This window comes from Pseudomonas putida W15Oct28 (genome assembly GCF_000708715.2).
In the GTDB taxonomy this organism is placed as follows: Bacteria; Pseudomonadota; Gammaproteobacteria; order Pseudomonadales; family Pseudomonadaceae; genus Aquipseudomonas; species Aquipseudomonas putida_R.
In genome coordinates, this window is the sequence record NZ_JENB01000032.1 from 18,799 (window position 1) to 35,945 (window position 17,147).

Annotated in this window: 2 protein-coding genes and 1 pseudogene; all 3 read left to right on the forward strand. The window is 65.6% G+C overall.

Annotated elements, in window-relative coordinates; all coding sequences use genetic code 11:
* Window positions 1-46 precede the first annotated feature (46 nt).
* The 3 genes and pseudogenes from AK81_RS20275 to AK81_RS30490 all read left to right on the forward strand — a co-directional run bounded on the left by AK81_RS20275 (window position 47) and on the right by AK81_RS30490 (window position 17,147).
* On the forward strand, window positions 47-7,852 hold the full coding sequence (locus tag AK81_RS20275; RefSeq protein WP_050491926.1) for a non-ribosomal peptide synthetase: 7,806 nt from the start codon (window positions 47-49) through the stop codon (window positions 7,850-7,852).
* A gap of 48 nt (window positions 7,853-7,900) precedes the next feature.
* Window positions 7,901-16,729 (forward strand): annotated as a pseudogene (locus tag AK81_RS30850) (amino acid adenylation domain-containing protein); the annotation flags it as partial.
* Window positions 16,730-16,748: 19 nt separating this feature from the next.
* The gene (locus tag AK81_RS30490; RefSeq protein WP_241496106.1) at window positions 16,749-17,147 is read left to right on the forward strand and encodes a phosphopantetheine-binding protein; all 399 of its coding nucleotides are present in this window, start codon (window positions 16,749-16,751) and stop codon (window positions 17,145-17,147) included.

A 17,147-nucleotide genomic window follows, 5' to 3' on the forward strand; every position in this document is an offset into this window, starting at 1 on the left:
CTTGATGAACTACGTGACTTCCTGACGGACCTGGAGACGGTTTGACATGCAACACAACACCCAACTGGAGATGGTCCAGCGTTTCGTCCAACTGCCCCTGGCCCAGCGCCGTCTGTTCCTTGAGAAGCTGGCGGCCAAGGGCATGAGCCTGGCGCAGTTTCCCCTCGGCCCGCTGCGCAGCGGTGAGGGGCCTTGGCCTGTGTCCTACGCCCAGGAGCGTCAGTGGTTCCTCTGGCAACTTGAGCCGCAGAGCACGGCTTATCACATGCCCACCGTATTGCGTCTTAGCGGTGCCCTCGACGTGGCCGCCCTGCAACGGGCACTGGATGCGTTGATCGTCCGTCACGAAGCCCTGCGTACGGTGTTCATCGAGACCGACGACGGCCTGCGCCAGCAGGTTCTGCCGGCGTTGTCGGTGCCTGTTCGGACCGAGGTGCTGCGCGGCGCACTCGATGCGGCCATCGAAGCTGAAGTGGCCCAGCCATTCGACCTGTGCCATGGCCCGCTGGTGCGCCTGACGCTGCTGCAGGAAGGGCCCGAGTGCCATGTGCTGGTACTGACCCTGCATCACATCGTCAGCGATGCCTGGTCGATGCAGCGGCTGGTGGCGGAGCTTGTGCAATTGTATGCGGGGCAGGGTGAACTGCCCGCGCTGCCGATCCAGTACGCCGATTACGCCCTGTGGCAGCGCAGCTGGATGGAAGCCGGCGAGCGTGATCGCCAGCTGGGCTACTGGCGTGAAGCCTTGAGTGGCGAGCAGCCGCTGCTGGAGCTGCCTTTTGACCGGGCGCGGCCGGCCCGGCAAAGCCACCGCGGCGAACGGGTCGAGCTGCACTTGCCTGCCGCCACCGCGCAGGCCCTGCACGGCTTGGCCAAGTCGACCGCCAGTACCCCGTTCGTGATCCTGCTGGCCGCGTTCCAGGCCACGTTGCACCGCTACAGTGGTCAGGCCGATATCCGTGTCGGTGTGCCCATTGCCAACCGCACCCGCCTGGAAACCCAGGGCCTGATCGGTTTCTTTGTCAACACCCAGGTATTGCGTGCCGAACTCGACGGGCAGATGACCGTCAACGACGTGCTCGACCAGGCCCGCGCGCGTACCCAGGCGGCCCAGGCCCATCAGGAGCTGCCGTTCGAGCAACTGGTGGATGCCTTGCAGCCCGAACGTAGCCTCAGTCACAGCCCGCTGTTCCAAGTGATGTTCAACCACCAGTCGGGGGGGCGTAGTGGCCAAGCGCTGGCCGGCCTGCCGGGCCTGAGCGTGGAGAGTCTGGAGCGCGCCACGCGCACTTCCCACTTCGACCTGGTGCTCGACACCTGGGACGGCGCCGAGGGCATCCATGCTGCCTTCACCTTCGCCACGGACTTGTTCGACCGGGCCACCATCGAGCGCTTCGGCCAGCATTGGGCGCATCTGCTCGAAGCCGCCCTGGCCGACCCGACGCAGCGCCTGTGCGAACTGCCGCTGATGACTGCTGACGAGACTGTCGCCCAGGTCGCCCAGTGGAACCGGGGCGCCGTGGCTCGACCCTCGTCCCGCCTGGTGCATCAACTGTTCGAAATCCAGGCGCAGCAAGCACCTGATGCCCCGGCGATCCTGTTCGGTGAGCAGGTGCTGAGTTATGCCGAGGTCAACCGCCGTGCCAATCGCCTGGCCCATGCGCTGATTGCCCGTGGCATCGGCCCTGAGTCGCGGGTAGCGATCCTGCTGCCGCGCAGTGCCGAGGTACTGGTGAGCTTCCTGGCGGTTCACAAGGCCGGTGGCGCCTACGTGCCGCTTGACGTGGCCTACCCGCAGGACCGCTTGCAGTACATGGTCCAGGACAGCCGCGCAGCGCTGATCGTCACCGATCGCATCCGCGTCGCTGAGCTGGCTCTGGACGAAAGCCGCGCCCTGGCGCTCGACGATGCCGGGCTTGCTTCGTACGCCGAGACCAATCCGCAGTTGGTCATCGATGAAGAGAACCTGGCCTACGTGATCTACACCTCCGGGTCCACCGGCCTGCCCAAGGGTGTGGCGGTGCCGTTCGGGGCGTTGTCGATGCACATCCAGGCGGCGGGTGCCCGTTACCAGACCAGCCCGGCCGATTGCATGCTGCACTTCATGTCGTTCGCCTTCGATGGTTCCCATGAAGGCTGGATGCACCCGCTGATCAACGGCGCCCGGGTGCTGGTGCGCGACGACGAAATCTGGTCGCCGGAACACACCTACGAACAGATGAAACGCCATGGCGTCACCATCGGCATCTTCCCGCCGGTGTATATCCAGCAACTGGCCGAGCATGCCGAGCATGACGGCCAGCCACCCGCAGTGCGTATCTATTGCGCCGGTGGCGATGCGGTGTCCCAGGCCAGCTATGACCTGGTGCGCCGCGCCCTGCGTCCGGACTGGTTCATCAACGGTTACGGTCCGACCGAAACCGTGGTTACCCCGTTGCTGTGGAAAGCCGGCCACGACGAACCGTGCCCCGGCGCCTACGCCCCTATTGGCGATCTGGTCGGCAGCCGCAGCGCTTATGTGCTCGACGATCACTTGGCATTGCAACCCGTTGGGCTCTCGGGCGAGCTGTACCTGGGCGGGCAGGGCGTGGCTCGCGGCTACCTGGAGCGGGCGGCACTGACCGCTGAGCGCTTCGTGCCCGACCCGTTCGGCGGCGACGGCGGCCGTCTGTACCGCAGCGGTGACCTGACCCGCTACACCGCGGGTGGCGTGGTGGAGTACCAGGGTCGGGTTGACCACCAGGTGAAGGTGCGCGGCTTCCGGATCGAACTGGGGGAAATCGAAGCACGACTGCTGGAACTCGAAGCCGTCAGCGAAGCGGTGGTGGTGGCCCAGGACACCGATAATGGCAAACGTCTTGTGGCGTATCTGGTGGCTGGCGAAGCGGGGCAGGCGCTGGTCGAAAGTGTGCGGGCACAATTGCGCCAGCAACTGCCGGAATACATGATCCCGGCGCACTTCGTGGTGCTTGCGGCGATGCCGCTGACGCCCAACGGCAAGCTTGACCGCAAGGCCTTGCCAGCGCCGGACGTGAGCGTGACCCAGCGCAGCTTCGTGGCGCCGGTCGCAGCCATGGAGCAGCGCCTGGCTCAGATCTGGCAACAGGTGCTCAAGCTGGACCAGGTGGGGCTGTACGATAACTTCTTCGAGCTGGGCGGCGATTCGATCATTTCGCTGCAGATGGTCAGCCGTGCCCGCCGCGAAGGTATCGCGCTGGCGGCCAAGGACGTGTTCGAACATCAGACCGTCCAAGGGCTGGCCAGTGTCGCCCGCGAAGTGGCCAGCACGGTTGCCGAGCAGGCGCCGGTCACCGGCGCAGCGCCCTTGACCCCTATCCAGCAGGCCTTCTTCGAGCGGGCCGTGGCGCAGCGTCATCACTGGAACCAGAGCCTGGTGCTCACCCCGCGCGAGGCGCTGCAACCTGAGCCCCTGGCCCGTGCATTGGCCACACTCGTGGCCCATCACGATGCACTGCGCCTGCGCTTTACCGAGCAGCAGGGCGAGTGGCATGCCGAATACGCCGGGATCGCCGATGAGCCGCTGCTCAAGACCTTCCAGGCGGTGGACGCCGACGCCTTTACCGCCTGCGCCGATGCTGTGCAGCGCAGCCTTGATCTGGCTCACGGGCCGTTGCTGCAAGCAGTCCTTGCGGACTGGGCTGACGGTTCCCAGCGCTTGCTGCTGGTGATCCATCATCTGGCGGTCGATGGCGTGTCCTGGCGAGTGCTGCTCGAAGACCTCGAACAGGCCTACGCCGCCGCGCTGCGCGGCGAGGTTCCGGTGCTTGCGGCCAAGACGCATGCCTTCAAGGACTGGGCTGAGCGCCTGCAAGCCCTGGCAGTGGCCAAGACGCCGGAGCTTGGATTCTGGCAGCAGCAACTCAGCGCCGCGGATGACCGCTTGCCCGGCCAGCGCGAGGGCACCGGCCGCCTGGGCAACAGCTGCAGCGTGCGTAGCCGCCTGAGCGAGGCCCTGACCCGCAAGTTGCTGCAGCAGGCGCCTGCGGCCTATCGCACCCAGATCAACGACCTGCTGCTCAGCGCGCTGGCGCGGGTGCTGTGCGACTGGACCGGTCGCGACGAGGTACTGGTGCGCCTTGAAGGCCATGGCCGTGAGGCGCTGTTCGAGGACGTCGACCTGTCCCGCACCGTGGGCTGGTTCACCGCGCTGTACCCGGTGCGCCTGACGCCCGCCGCCGAGCACGGCGCCAGTATCAAGGCGATCAAGGAACAACTGCGGGCGGTACCCGACAAGGGCGTGGGCTATGGCCTGCTGCGTTATCTGGGCGAGCCCGAGGCACGCAGCACCCTGGCGGCCTTGCCCGAAGGGGCAGTGCTGTTCAACTACCTGGGCCAGTTCGACCAGAGCTTCGATGCCGAACAGGGCTGGCTGCGCCCGGCCCGCGAGAGCGCCGGCGCCAGCCAGAGCCCGGAGGCGGCACTTGATGCGCCGCTGAGCATCAACGGCCAGGTGTATGGCGGGGTACTGGAGCTGGGCTTCAGCTTTGACGACCAGGTGCTGGACACGGCCGCGGTCGAAGCCTTGGCCGAACACTACACACACGTGCTCGCAGCCATGATCGAGCATTGCTGCCAGGCCCCGGCCGGTGCGCTGACGCCGTCGGATGTACCGCTGGCGCATCTGACCCAGGCGAGGCTGGACGCGTTGCCACTGGCGCCTTCGCTGGTCGAGGACATCTACCCGTTGGCGCCCTTGCAGCAAGGCATGCTGTTCCACGCCTTGTACGGCGCGGGTAATGGCGACTACGTCAACCAGATGCGTGTGGATGTACAGGGCCTTGACGTCGCAGCCTTCCGCGCGGCCTGGCAGGCCGTGGTGCAGCAGCATGAAACCCTGCGTGCAAACTTCCTGGCGGATGCCGAGCCGCCGTTGCAGGTCACTCGCCGTACGGTCGAAGTGCCGTGCCTCGAGCTGGACTGGCGTAACGCTCAGTGCTCTGCCGAGGCCCTGGCACAGTGGGCCGCCGAAGACCGGCTGGCAGGCTTCGACCTGCTGCACGACCCGCTGTTGCGCCTGGCGCTGCTGCGCACCGGTGAGGACAGCCATCACCTGGTGATGACCAGCCATCACATCGTGCTCGATGGCTGGAGCCTGTCGCAGATGCTTGCCGAGGTCCTGCAACGCTATGCTGGCCAGCCGGTGCACCGTGGGCCGGGGCGGTATCGCGACTACATCGGCTGGCTGCAACGCCAGGACGTCGCCCGCAGCGAGCAGTTCTGGCGCGGTCAACTGGCGCCGGTCAACGAGCCGACCCGCCTGGCCCGTTGCGTGGGCACCGTTGCGGCCGTTGCCGGCTACGGTCAGCACGGCGTGGTGCTGGATGCGGCACGCACTCGCGTGCTGGCCGACTTTGCCCGCCGTCAGCGCGTCACCCTCAACACCCTGGTGCAAGCGGCCTGGGCGCTGCTGTTGCAACGCTATACCGGCCAGGCCAGCGTTGCCTTCGGTGCTACGGTCGCCGGGCGCCCGGCCGAGCTGCCGGGCATCGAGCAGCAACTGGGGCTGTTCATCAATACCCTGCCGGTGATCGCCAGCCCCGACGCGACTGCTTCGGTCGGTCAATGGCTGAGCCAGTTGCAGGGCACCAACCTGGCCCTGCGCGAGCATGAGCACACACCGCTGTACGACGTGCAGCGCTGGGCCGGCTTTGCCGGCGAAGCGTTGTTCGACAGTGTGCTGGTGTTCGAAAACTACCCGGTGGCCGAGGCGCTGCAGCAGGGGCCGATCACCGGCTTGCGCTTCGGCGATGTGGCGAGCCAGGAGCAAACCCACTACCCGCTGACTCTGGTGGTGGGTGTGCATGATCAGTTGTCCTTCCAGTTCAGCCATGCGTTGGGGCATTTCGATGCGCCGGCGATCGCACGGATTGCCGAACACTTCGTGCGGTTGCTCGAAGCCTTGGCGCAAGAGGCGGCCAACGCCGTGGGCAACCTGTCGATGTTCGCTGCGCATGAGCGCACCGCGTTGCTGGCTGACTGGAACCCGACGCTGGCCGAATACCCCAGCCAGGCCTGCCTGCACCAGTTGATCGAAGCCCAGGCCGCGCGCCACCCGGGCGCCATCGCCCTGGTGTTCGAAGGCCAGCACCTGAGCTACGCCGAACTCAACCGCCGCGCCAACCGCATCGCCCATCACCTGCGTCAGCTGGGCGTCGGGCCGGACGTGCTGGTGGGGCTGGCGGTAGAGCGCAGCCTGGAGATGGTCGTGGGCCTGGTGGCCATTCTCAAGGCGGGTGGCGCCTACCTGCCACTGGACCCGGACTCTCCCGTCGACCGCCTGGCCTACATCATCGACGATGCCGGCCTCACGTTGCTGCTGGCCCAGCAGCACTTGCGCGGGGTGTTGCCGGTTCCGGCGAATGTGCAGTGCCTGGCGCTGGAAACGGCAGGCGAGGGCTGCCCGGAGCACAACCCGGTCAACCTGACCACGCCGGCCAGCCTGGCCTACGTGATCTACACCTCCGGCTCCACCGGCAAGCCCAAGGGAACACTGCTGCCTCATCACAATGTGCTGCGCCTGTTCGAGGCGACGGCGCGGGACTTCGCCTTTGACGAAAGCGATGTGTGGACCCTGTTCCACTCCTACGCCTTCGATTTCTCGGTATGGGAGATCTTCGGCGCGCTGCTGTACGGCGGCCGTCTGGTGATTGTGCCGCGTGCGCTGACCCGTTCGCCGGAGGACTTCCACGGCTTGCTCGCCGCCGATCAGGTCACGGTGCTCAACCAGACCCCGTCGGCCTTCAAGCAGTTGATGCCGGTGGCCTGTGCCTCGGACAAAGGCCTGGCCCTGCGCCATGTGGTGTTTGGTGGTGAAGCCCTGGAAATCGCCAGCCTGGCGCCGTGGTTCGAGCGCTTCGGCGACCAGGCGCCACGGCTGATCAACATGTACGGCATCACCGAAACCACGGTGCACGTGACCTTCCGCCCGGTGACCCTGGCGGACCTGGGCAGCCAGGCGGTCAGCCCGATCGGCCGGGCCATCGACGACTTGTCCTGGTACGTGCTCGATGGCGCGCTGAACCCGGTGGCACCGGGCTGCACCGGCGAGCTGCATGTCGGTCGCGCGGGCCTGGCCCGTGGTTATCTGGGCCGGCCTGCACTCACTGCCGAGCGCTTTATTCCCGACCCGTTCGCCGCCGACGGTGGCCGGCTGTACCGCACCGGCGACCTGGCCAATGCCAGCATTGACGGCGCGGTGGAGTACATCGGGCGTATCGACCATCAGGTGAAGATTCGCGGTTTCCGCATCGAATTGGGCGAGATCGCCGCGCAACTGCACCAACACCCGTTGGTGCGCGAGGCGGCAGTGGTGGACGTCGAAGGCCCGTTGGGCAAGCAACTGGTCGGCTACCTGGTGCCCACGAGCGCTGGCGCGGACCCGCGCGAGGCGCTCAAGGCGCACCTGAAGAGCGTACTGCCGGACTACATGGTGCCGGCGCACCTGGTACTGCTGGAGCGCCTGCCGCTGACCACCAACGGCAAGCTCGACCGCAAGGCGCTGCCCGCGCCAGAAGTTGAACAGCAGGCATACGTGGCCCCAGTCGGCGAGACCGAGCAGCAGGTGGCAGCGATCTGGGCCGATGTGTTGAAGGTCGAGCAAGTCGGCCGCGACGACGATTTCTTCGAACTCGGCGGCCATTCGCTGCTGTCGCTCACGGTCATTTCCCGGCTGCAACTGCAGCTTGGCCTGACCGTAAAACCGGAATTGATCTTTCAGTTCCCCAAACTGGCTGAATTTGCCGAGGCCTTGAACGTTAGAGAGGAGGACAGTTTTGAAGAGAAGCTTCGTCGCTTGAGCTTCCTTGCCGAAGACCTGGAGTCGGTCGAATGAACAATGAGTTGGCAGTTGGCATCATCCGTCGCTTCATCAAGCTCCCGCTTGAGAAGCGCAGACAGTACTTGCAGCAGATGCTCGCCGAAGGCATTTCCCCGGCCAACCTGCCGATCCCCGAACTGCGCTCGGGGTTCGAGCGGTTGCCGTTGTCCTTTGCCCAGCAGCGCCAGTGGTTCCTGTGGCAGATGGAGCCGCACAGCGCGGCGTACCACATCCCGACGGTGCTGCGCCTGCGCGGCGAGCTGGACCTGGCCGCGCTGGAAGCGGCCTTCGCGGCGCTGATCGCGCGCCACGAAACCCTGCGCACGACCTTTGTCCTGGACGGCGACGCGCCAGTCCAGCGGGTGCATGAGCCACTGCCACTGCCCCTTGAGGTGTCGCCTCGGGTGGACGAAAGCGCCTTGCAGGCGACCATTGCCCAAGAGATTGCCCGGCCGTTCGACCTGGAGCAGGGGCCGTTGTTACGGGTGCGCCTGTTGCAGCAGGCGGCGGATGAGCATGTGCTGGTGATGACTTTGCATCACATCGTGGCCGATGGCTGGTCGATGCCGGTGATGGTCGAGGAACTGGTGGGGCTATACCAGGGCAATCGACTGGGCGAGCCCCTGGCCTTGCCACCGCTGGCCATCCAGTACGCCGATTATGCGATCTGGCAGCGCCGCTGGATGGAAGCTGGCGAACAGGAGCGTCAGCTCCAGTACTGGACGCAGCAGCTGGGTGGTGAACAGCCGGTACTTGAGCTGCCGTTGGATCGCCCGCGTCCACCCGTCCAATCCTTGGCCGGTGCCCGTATGGGCATTACGCTGGATCAGCAGCTTGCAGCCCGGCTCAAGGCACTCGCACAGCAGCAGGGTGTCACCTTGTTCATGCTGTTGCTGGCGTCATTTCAGGCACTTTTGCATCGCTATACCAATCTCGCGGACATCCGCGTCGGCGTACCCACGGCCAACCGCAACCGGGTGGAGGCGGAGCGGCTGATCGGCTTCTTCGTCAACACCCAGGTGCTCAAGGCCGAGTTCGACGTTACCACCACCGTTGCCGAGTTGCTGGCGCAGGTCAAGCATGTGGCGCTGCAGGCCCAGGCGCATCAGGACTTGCCGTTCGAGCAACTGGTCGAGGCGTTGCAGCCTGAGCGCAACCTCAGCCATACGCCGCTGTTCCAGGTCATGTTCAACCACCAGACCCAGGTCAAGGGGCAGGCACGAGTGCTCCAGGGGTTGTCGCTGGAAAACCTTGGTTGGGAAGCCCACAGCGCACCTTTCGACCTGACCTTGGAAACCTTCGAAAGCGAGGGCGGTTTGTCGGCTTCGCTGCTCTATGCCCGCGCTTTGTTCGATGCCAGCACGGTCGAGCGCTTGGCCGATCACTGGAAGGCGCTGCTGGTCGCGATGGTTGTCGACCCCTCGCAGCGCATCGCCGCGCTGCCGCTGCTAAATCCGCTGGAGCGCGAACTGATGCTCACGCGCCGCAACCAGGCTGCAGAGGTTGCGCGAGATGGCATGACGCTGCTCGAACATTTTGATGCGCAGGTGGCGGTCCGTCCCGCGGCCATCGCCCTGGTCGCCGAGCAGGGTCAGCTTAGCTATGCCCAGTTGGCCGAGCGCAGTAACCAGCTGGCGCATCATCTGCGTGCACGGGGCGTTATGGCCGACGTGCCGGTCGGGCTGGCCATGGGCCGAGGCCTGGATATGGTGGTGGGTTTGCTGGCGATCCTCAGGGCCGGTGGTGCCTATGTGCCGCTGGACCCGGACTTCCCGGCCGAACGCCTGGGCTACATGATGCAGGCCAGCGGCTTGCGGCTGTTGCTCAGCCATGGCGATGTGCCCGAGCGGCTGGACGTTCCCGCATCTGTCGAGGTGCTTCGTCTGGATCAGGATGCCAAGGACTGGGCCGAGGCTTCCATCGCGCCTCCGTTGGCCGCCATCCACCCAGAGCACTTGGCGTACGTCATCTACACTTCCGGCTCCACCGGGCGCCCCAAGGGGGTTGCCGTCAGCCACGGCGCTCTGGCCAACTTCCTCGGCGGGATGAGCCGTGCACTCGGCGCTCAGCCCAGGCGTGTACTGGCATTGACCTCGCTGTCGTTCGACATCGCCGCACTTGAGTTGTACTGGCCCTTGGTGACGGGCGGAACTGTTGTGCTGCTTCAGGATGGCGAGAACAAGGACCCGCACATCCTCTCGCAGATCATCCAGGCGCAGGAGGTGGAGCTCATCCAGGCCACGCCGTCGACCTGGCGCATGCTGTCGGCAGCTGATGCACTGCCGGACCTGACCGGCAAGACGCTGCTCTGTGGCGGCGAGGCGCTGCCCACGGATCTGGCCCAGACACTGCTGGAGAAGGCCGGCACGCTGTGGAACATGTATGGGCCCACCGAAACGACCATCTGGTCGGCGGTGGCACGCCTGACAACCGGCGAACCGGTCACCCTCGGCGCGCCCGTCGACAACAACCGGTTGTATGCCCTGGGGGCTGATCTGGAACCCGTGGTCGCCGGCTGCGCCGCAGAGTTGTACATCGGCGGCGATGGACTGGCCCGGGGCTACTTCGGCCAGCCCGGCTTGACTGCAGAGCGTTTCCTGCCTGATCCGTCCGGAGATGGCAAACGCCTGTACCGCACCGGTGATCGGGTGCGGATGGATGCCCAAGGGGTGTGCCAATACCTGAGCCGGGTCGACCATCAGGTGAAGATTCGCGGACTGCGCATCGAACTGGGTGAAATCGAGGCACGGCTGACCACTCATCCACGGGTTCGCGAAGCTGCGGTCATCGATCTGGAAGGGCAGGGTGGGACCCAGTTGGTCGCCTATGTGGTACTTCGGCAGGAGGGCCCTCTGCCGTTCGAGGCACTCAAGGCCCACCTCAAGGGGGCATTACCCGACTACATGGTGCCCACGCTTTGGGTGCCCTTGGCGTCGTTGCCGCTCACACCCAACCGCAAGCTTGATCGCAAAGCCCTGCCACGCCCGGATGCCGGTGCGCTCCAGCAAGACTTCGAGGCGCCGCATGCGGGGCTGGAGCAGCAGGTAGCGGGCATCTGGGCCGAGGTTTTGAAGATCAAGCAGGTCGGTCGTACCGATGACTTCTTCAGCCTGGGCGGCCACTCGTTGTTGGCCACACAGGTCATGGCTCGCGTACGCCGCGAGCTGCAGATCGACGCCCCGCTCAAAGCGCTGTTCGAAGCGGGTGATCTGGCCAGCTTTGCCATGCGTGTCGCGCAGGAGCGGGTCGACACCGCGCCCGCGCTGGCTTCGGTCGCGCGTGACGGTGACTTGGCCTTGTCCTACGCTCAGCAACGCCAGTGGTTCCTTTGGCAGCTTGAGCCTCAGAGTGCGGCCTACAACATACCCGCAGCACTGCGTTTGCGTGGTGCTCTCGATGTGGCCCGGCTGCGTCAGGCGTTCAACCGTCTGATCGAGCGCCACGAACCGCTGCGCACGACGTTCCGCCAGGACGCAGAGCAAGCGATACAGGTGATTCACGCTTCGCTGCCGCTGTCGATGGCCATCGATAGCGATCCGGTGGCCGACCTGCGCCAATGGGTGGAGGCTGAAGCGGCTGTGCCGTTCGATCTGGAGCAGGGGCCGCTGCTGCGTGTGCGGCTGCTGCAACTGGCCGAGGACGACCATGTGCTGGTAGTGACACTGCACCACATTGTTGCCGACGGCCAGTCTATGCCTGTGCTGGTGGATGAACTGGTGCAGCTCTACCAGGGGGCCGAACTCCCGCCGCTTGCCATCCAGTACGCTGACTTTGCCGCCTGGCAGCGGCAGTGGATGGAAGCCGGAGAGCAGGCGCGCCAGTTGAGCTATTGGACACAGCAACTGGGCGGTGAGCAACCGGTGCTGGAGTTGCCGCTGGAGTTCCAGCTGTTGCTGGCGCGTTACTCCGGCCAGGCCGACATCCGCGTCGGCATGCCGATCGCTAACCGCACCCGGCTGGAAACCGAGCGGCTGATTGGCTTCTTCGTCAACACCCAGGTGCTCAAGGCCGAGTTCGATGGCGAGCTGACCGTCAGCGGCCTGCTGGCCCAGGTCAAGCGCACCGCCATCGAGGCTCAGGCCCATCAGGACTTGCCGTTCGAGCAATTGGTCGAGGCGCTTTCTCCGGCGCGCAACCTCGGGATTTCACCGCTGTTCCATCGCCCACGGCCAAGTGTGCAGGACACTCGCGGCGCGGCCTGGCCAGTTGCGCTGGATGCTGGCCTGAGCCGTTCGCTCAAAGCGCTGGCCCGCGAGCAGGGCGTGACCCTGGCGCAGCTGCTGCTGGCCTCATGGCGATGTCCGCGAACTGCCTGGCCTGCGTGTGGAAGGCGTGGAGTGGGGCGTCGACTCGGCCAAGTTCGACCTGAGTCTGAACACGTTCGATGGCGAGCAGGGTATTCATGCCGGTTTCAGCTACGCCACGGCGTTGTTCGATGCAGCGACCATCGGGCGCATGGCTGGCCATTGGCGCAACCTTTTGGTGGCGATGGTCGCTGATGTCGGGCAGCGAGTTGCCCAACTGCCGATGCTCAACGACGAAGAACGATCAGGCTTGATTGCGCAATGGAACCCGACGCTGGCCGACTACCCCAGCCAGGCCTGCCTGCACCAGTTGATCGAAACCCAGGCCGCGCGCCACCCGGACGCCATCGCCCTGGTGTTCGAAGGCCAGCACCTGAGCTACGCCGAACTCAACCGCCGCGCCAACCGCATCGCCCATCACCTGCGTCAGCTGGGCGTCGGCCCGGACGTGCTGGTGGGGCTGGCGGTGGAGCGCAGCCTGGAGATGGTCGTGGGCCTGGTCGCCCTTCTCAAGGCGGGTGGTGCCTACCTGCCACTGGACCCGGATTCTCCCGGCGAGCGCCTGGCCTACATCATCGACGACGCCGGCCTCACGTTGCTGCTGGCCCAGCAGCATTTGTGCGGGGTGTTGCCGGTTCCGGCGAATGTGCAGTGCCTGGCGCTGGAAGCGGCAGGCGAGGGCTGCCCGGAGCACAACCCGGTCAACCTGACCACGCCGGCCAGCCTGGCCTACGTGATCTACACCTCCGGCTCCACCGGCAAGCCCAAGGGAACACTGCTGCCCCATCACAATGTGCTGCGCCTGTTCGAGGCGACGGCGCGGGACTTCGCCTTCGACGAAAGCGATGTGTGGACCCTGTTCCACTCCTACGCCTTCGATTTTTCGGTATGGGAGATCTTCGGCGCGCTGCTGTACGGCGGCCGTCTGGTGATTGTGCCGCGTGCGCTGACCCGTTCGCCGGAGGACTTCCACGGCTTGCTCGCCGCCGAGCAGGTCACGGTGCTCAACCAGACCCCGTCGGCCTTCAAGCAGTTGATGCCGGTGGCCTGTGCCTCGGACCAAGGCCTGGCCCTGCGCCATGTGGTGTTCGGTGGTGAAGCCCTGGAGATCGCAAGCCTGGCGCCGTGGTTCGAGCGCTTCGGCGACCAGTCGCCACGGCTGATCAACATGTACGGCATCACTGAAACCACGGTGCACGTGACCTTCCGCCCGGTGACCCTGGCGGACCTGGGCAGCCAGGCGGTCAGCCCGATCGGCCGGGCCATCGACGACTTGTCCTGGTACGTGCTCGATGGCGCGCTGAACCCGGTGGCACCGGGCTGTACCGGCGAGCTGCATGTCGGTCGCGCGGGCCTGGCCCGTGGCTACCTGGGCCGGCCTGCACTCACTGCCGAGCGCTTTATTCCCGACCCGTTCGCCGCCGACGGTGGCCGGCTGTACCGCACCGGCGACCTGGCCAATGCCGGCGTTGACGGCGCGGTGGAGTACATCGGGCGTATCGACCATCAGGTGAAGATTCGCGGTTTCCGCATCGAACTGGGCGAGATCGCCGCACAACTGCACCAGCACCCGTTGGTGCGCGAGGCGGCAGTGGTGGACGTCGAAGGCCCGTTGGGCAAGCAACTGGTCGGCTACCTGGTGCCCAAGAGCGCTGGCGCGGACCCGCGCGAGGCGCTCAAGGCGCATCTGAAGACCGTCTTGCCGGACTACATGGTACCGGCGCACCTGGTGCTGCTGGAGCGCCTGCCGCTGACCACCAACGGCAAGCTCGACCGCAAGGCGCTGCCCGCGCCAGAAGTGGAACAGCAGGCATACGTGGCCCCAGTCGGCGAGACAGAGCAGCAGGTGGCGGCGATCTGGGCTGATGTGCTGAAAGTTGAACAGGTTGGGCGCGACGACAACTTCTTCAGCCTGGGCGGCCACTCGTTGCTGGCAACTCAGGTCATGGCTCGTGTCAGGAGCGAGCTGCAGATCGATGCACCACTCCGAGCGCTGTTCGAAGCGGGCGGGTTGGCTGAATTTGCTGCACTGGTCGAGCAAGGACATGCCGATACGGTGCCTGTGCTGACCCCGGTGGACCGAGCCACTTCGCTGGAGCTGTCCTACGCTCAACAGCGGCTGTGGTTCCTCTGGCAACTGGAACCGGACGGTACGGCGTATAACATCCCTTCAGTACTCCATCTTAGAGGCGCTTTGGATCTGACCAGGCTGCGCGGAGCTTTTGCCCGCCTGATCGACCGTCATGAGCCGTTGCGCACCACCTTCCGCCAGGAGGGTGACCGGGCAGTGCAGGTGATCCATGCTTCGTTGCCGTTTGAGGTGAAGGTCGATACTGCAACTGATGCGCGCCTGTGGGTCGAGGCCGAAGCCAAGCGGCCGTTCGATCTGTTGCAGGGGCCGATGCTGCGTGTGCGCCTGCTGCAACTGGCCGAGGACGACCATGTGCTGGTGCTGACGCTGCATCATATCGTCGCCGATGGCCAGTCGATGCCGGTGCTGGTGGATGAACTGGTGCAGTTCTACCAAGGTGTTGAACTCCCACCGCTTGCCATCCAGTACGCCGACTTTGCCGCCTGGCAGCGTCAATGGATGGAAGCGGGTGAGCAGGAGCGCCAACTGGGGTATTGGACCCGGCAACTGGGCGGCGAGCAGCCGGTGCTGGAGCTGCCGCTGGACCGCCCACGGCCAAGTGTGCAGGACACTCGCGGTGCGGCCTTGCCAGTCGCGCTGGATGCCAACCTGAGCCTCTCGCTCAAAGCCCTTGCCCGAGAGCAGGGCGTGACCTTGGCGCAATTGCTGCTGGCCTCGTTCCAGCTGTTGCTGGCGCGTTACTCCGGCCAGGCCGACATCCGCGTCGGCATGCCGATCGCCAACCGCACCCGCCTGGAAACCGAACGGCTTATTGGCTTCTTCGTCAACACCCAGGTGCTCAAAGCCGAGTTCGATGGCGAGCTGACCGTCAGCGGCCTGCTGGCCCAGGTCAGGCGCACGGCTATCGAAGCCCAGGCTCATCAGGACCTGCCGTTCGAGCAACTCGTCGAGGCGCTGGCACCGGCACGCAACCTTGGGATCTCGCCGCTGTTCCAGGCACTGTTCAACCACCAGACCGAAGTGCGTGGCGATGTCCGCGAACTGCCGGGCCTGCGTGTGGAAGGCGAGGAGTGGGGGGGCGGGTCGGCCAAGTTCGACCTGAGCCTGAGCACCTTCGATGGCGATCACGGTATTCATGCCGGGTTCACCTACGCCACGGCGCTGTTCGATGAAGCGACCATTGCGCGAATGGCCAAGCACTGGCTCAACCTGCTGGTGGCGATGGTCGCCGATGTCGGGCAGCGGGTAGCCCAGCTGCCGATGCTTGATACCTGTGAGCAACAGGCGCTGGCCGCGAGCTGGCAGCGCGAGGGCGAAGCGTTCCCTCGCGAGCGCTGTGTACATGAACTGATCGCCACCCGGGCAGCCGCCACGCCAAACGCCACGGCGCTGGTATTCGCCGATCAGGCGCTGACCTACGCCGAACTCGACCGCCGTGCCAACCAGATAGCACATCGTTTGAAAGCCTCGGGCGCAGGTCCCGATGTACTGGTGGGCATTGCTGCCGAGCGCAGCGTGGAGATGATCGTGGGCTTGCTGGGCATCCTCAAGGCCGGGAGTGCCTACGTGCCGCTGGACCCGGAGTATCCCCGCGACCGCCTGGCCTACATGATCGAGGACTCGCGCATTTCCCTGCTTCTGACTCAGGCCCACCTGCTTGAACAGTTACCGGTGCCGGAACAGGTCGAATGCTTGCTGCTGCAGTCAGCTGGAGAAGGCTACCCGGTCGAAGTGCCTGACGGTCAGGTGATGCCGTCCAACCTCGCCTACGTGATCTACACCTCCGGTTCTACGGGCCGCCCTAAAGGCGCTGCCGTGCGCCACGACAGCTTCATCAATCTGCTGCAGTGGTTTGCTGCGACTTGCCAGATGTCCGAAACCGACAAGGTGATGCTGGTCAGCTCATACAGCTTCGACCTGACCCAAAAGAACCTCTACGCCGTGCTCTGCATGGGCGGGGAGCTGCACCTGCCGGGCCCGGGCTACGACCCGCAAACCTTCCGCACCCTGATCGGCGAGCAGGGCATTACCGTGCTCAACTGCGCGCCGAGCGCCTTCCTGCCATTGCTGGAACCGCTGGATGGCCGCCTGGATTCTCTGCGCCACGTGCTGCTGGGCGGCGAGCCGGTCAAGAGCCAAGAGATGGCGGCCTGGCTGCGTCATCCGGGTAACCGGGCGAAGCTGCACAACAGCTACGGCCCCACCGAATGCACTGACGTGGTGATCGAGCACGTGCTCGAGGCCGAACAGGTGCTGGCGAGCCCAAGCATGGCCACCGGCCGGCCGATCCGTGGTGCCAGCATCCAGTTGCTGGACGGCGAGGGCCAATGGGTCGCACCGGGGGCACTGGGCGAGATCCATATTGCCGGCGGCTGCGTCGGTCAGGGCTACTGGCATCAGCCGGCGCTGACCGCGGAACGCTTCGTGCCGGATGAATTCGCCGACGGTGGCCGTTGCTACCGCACCGCGTGCCGACCTGAAACAGGCGCTCAAGGGGCGCCTGCCGGACTACATGATGCCGACCTGCTGGATGCTGCTCGAAGCCATGCCGCTGAACCCCAACGGTAAGCTCGACCGCAAGGCGCTGCCTGCGCCTGTCCCGGAGCTGCGCCCGTACAGGGCGCCTGAAACGGCACTGGAAGTCGACATTGCCCGAATCTGGCAGCAACTGCTCAACCAGCCCCGAATCGGACTGGATGACAGCTTCTTCGAGCTGGGCGGCCACTCGCTGCTGGCCACCCGACTGGTGTCGAGCCTGCGCGAAGAACTCGGTACCGACGTCCCCCTGCGCCTGCTCTTCGAGCACCCGACCCTGGGCGAATTCGCCCAAGCCATCGAAACCCAAGCCACGCGCCTGTCCGACGATGGCCTGGCAGAAATTGAACAGTTGATGAACGAATGGGCCGAGATATGA

Bases quoted from the DNA above. Each gene is read 5' to 3' on its own strand.
- AK81_RS20275 (WP_050491926.1), top strand. From the start codon at position 47: ATGCAACACAACACCCAACTGGAGATGGTCCAGCGTTTCGTCCAACTG.
- AK81_RS30490 (WP_241496106.1), top strand. From the start codon at position 16,749: ATGCCGACCTGCTGGATGCTGCTCGAAGCCATGCCGCTGAACCCCAAC.